Below are 2214 nucleotides of genomic sequence, written 5' to 3' on the forward strand. Positions count from 1 at the left end.
CGACCGCCCGCTTCCGCACACCGACTGACATCGCGAGATTCCTCGACCTCGACAAGAGCAAGATCAAACCGACGTGTTGATTCCCGGCAAGCCCTTAGAGCTCGTAACACGATCTTGTTGATGTGGGCTGGTTGGGCGTTACTGGTGTGACGATTCGGCTGTTCGTGATGGTGTGGGTACTCGACCGTGGATCGTGGACGATGAGTTGTGGGCGTTGATCGAGCCGTTGTTGCCGCCGTGGCCGGATCGGTCTCCGGGGCCTCGGCCGGTGTCGGACCGGCTCTGTCTGCAGGGCATTCTGTTCGTCCTCTACAACGACATAGCCTGGCAACTTCTGCCGTTGGAACTGGGCTTCGGCTCTGGGCAGACGTGCTGGCGTCGCCTGGACCGGTGGCAGAAGGCAGGGGCTTTCGACCGGCTGCACCGGGTCATACTCGCCGAGCTGAACGCGGCCGGCGAGCTCGACTGTCACGGGCCTGCGTGGATGGCTCACATCCGCGCGGAAAAGGGGGCGCCGACACCGGTCCGTCGCCGGTCGACCGGCGGAAGACAGGCAGCAAGCACCATCTGATCTGCGACGGACGCGGCACCCCACTGAAGGTCATCACGACCGCGGCGAACGTCAACGACGTCACCCAGACCCTCGCCCTGGTCGACAGCATCCCGCCCGTCGCAGGGCGCCCCGGCCACCCCCGTCGCCGACCTGAATCCCTGCTCGCGGACAAGGGCTACGACTCCAACGCCACCGCGACTCACTGCGGAACCGACGGATCCTGCCTGTCATCTCCCGCAAGGGGTCCCCGAACATCAAGGGCATCGGCAAGCTCCGCTACGTCGTCGAGCAGACCTTCGCCCTGCTCCACCAGTTCAAGCGGCTCGCCGTGCGCTGGGAACGCCGCACCGAGCTCCACGACGCCTTCGTCTCCCTCGCCTGCAGCCTGATCTGCTTCAGACGCCTCAAGCAGTGCCGATCATAGGCAGTGGTACCAGTTCAAGAAGTGCTCGTCACGCGCGCGTACAGGAGTCAGCCACGCAACGCGATGAAGAGCTGGTACCCGGTAACTCCAAGCCCGCCGCAGGCCATGCCGAGGCCCACGACTGCCATCAGTGCCATCATGACCTGGCCGTACAGGGACTGGCGGGCGGAGGCGCGGCTGGGGTTGCGCGGGTCGTAACTGAGCTCCAGTTGCTGCCCGCCGGTCGACTCCCGGTAGAAGTGCAGCCCGCCGTCCTGGTCCACATACCGGTACACCTTGGTTTTGTCGGTGTAGTGGTCGAGTTCGGCCATCACCGTGATGCCGTGCTTGGGGAGGCGCAGCGCGTCGTACAGGCCACGTCCCAGCGTCAGAGCCATGAATACCCCCGCGCTCGAGAAGAGCTGAACGAACGGCAGCGCGATCGCCCACACCGGCTCGCGGAGAACCGCCACTGCCACATCGATCACCGCGAAGAGCGCGATCGCGGCGACAGTGAGAACGCGCTTCGAGGGCCTTCGGGGGTGTCCAGCAGGCACTTCGGTGATCAGATCTTCGCCGTCGACGCGCGGTCCTTCGGCCTCTCTCTCGGGCAGGCGGGCCTGCAGAGCGGCGCAGAACGCGGTCACGGCAGCGGCGCTGGCATCGTGAACCGCGTACACGGCAGGAGGGCGGCCGGCCTCTGCAGTCGTCAGCACGACCTCGAACGAGCGGTCGAGACTGCGGACCGCTTCGATGGCGTCCAGCGGAATTCGTGTCACGCGCCCGTCCTGTTCCCACTGCACGTAGTGGAATCCGTCCCCGAAGCGGGCGGTGGCACTGCTGCCGCGCAGCACAAGGGATGGGAGGGCAGGCGTCGTCGTCATGTGCATATGACGGCCGAGATCAACAAACGGTTGCCCACCGTCGTGGCAGGCGCACGCCACAGCCTTGGGGCAGAAGGCGGCCCCACTCAGCGCAGGGGCATCTTGGCCCCTGGCACCACCGGGCCACGGCGATGATCCAGAGGCAAAGTCGCGCACTCAGCATCGGAGCCGTCCTTGCCAACTTCGATTACCGCCCTCAGCCCGCGCATGCTCTCCTAGCGCAGACTCTGCCCCACCCGACCAGAACGCTTGAACAACAAGATCTTGTTACGAGCTCTTAGGGCTTGCCGGGAATCAACACGTCGGTTTGATCTTGCTCTTGTCGAGGTCGAGGAATCTCGCGATGTCAGTCGGTGTGCGGAAGCGGGCGGTCG

1 protein-coding gene and 1 pseudogene are annotated in these 2214 nt (G+C 65.3%); one reads left to right on the forward strand and one right to left on the reverse strand.

The window, feature by feature from the left end; all coding sequences use genetic code 11:
• Positions 1-190 precede the first annotated feature (190 nt).
• Positions 191-977: pseudogene (locus ACIQRW_RS38340) on the forward strand (IS5 family transposase).
• 47 nt (positions 978-1024) lie between these two features.
• On the opposite strand, the gene ACIQRW_RS38345 reads toward ACIQRW_RS38340, so the two are convergent.
• On the reverse strand, positions 1025-1840 hold the full coding sequence (locus ACIQRW_RS38345) for a hypothetical protein (RefSeq protein ID WP_403769997.1): 816 nt from the start codon (positions 1838-1840) through the stop codon (positions 1025-1027).
• Positions 1841-2214: the final 374 nt, after the last annotated feature.

This window comes from Streptomyces sp. NPDC091287 (assembly GCF_044768525.1).
GTDB lineage: Bacteria > Actinomycetota > Actinomycetes > Streptomycetales > Streptomycetaceae > Streptomyces.

Bases quoted from the DNA above. Each gene is read 5' to 3' on its own strand.
- ACIQRW_RS38345 (WP_403769997.1), bottom strand. From the start codon at position 1,840: ATGACGACGACGCCTGCCCTCCCATCCCTTGTGCTGCGCGGCAGCAGT.